This is a genomic window from Pseudomonas sp. AC463 (genome assembly GCF_979253585.1).
In genome coordinates, this window is record NZ_CEEDDZ010000779.1 from 1 (window position 1) to 260 (window position 260).

A 260-nucleotide genomic window follows, 5' to 3' on the forward strand; every position below is an offset into this window, starting at 1 on the left:
GATGCCGGTGGCCTGGGCCGTGGTGACACTGTTCGTGCTGCGTTTCATGGTCGGCTTTGCCGAAGCACCGTCGTTCCCGGGGAACGCGCGCATCGTCGCTGCCTGGTTCCCAACGGCGGAACGGGGCACGGCATCGGCGATCTTCAACTCGGCGCAGTATTTCGCCACTGCATTGTTCGCGCCGTTGATGGGCTGGATCGTCTACACCTACGGCTGGGAGCACGTATTCGTGGTCATGGGTGTGCTGGGCATCATGTTTG

The 260-nt window shown here is 62.3% G+C and carries 1 protein-coding gene; it reads left to right on the top strand.

The genetic code is table 11. The features are described from left to right. On the top strand, positions 1–260 hold a 260-nt coding region (locus tag AC0IYH_RS32335; protein WP_471838416.1), incomplete at both ends, for an MFS transporter.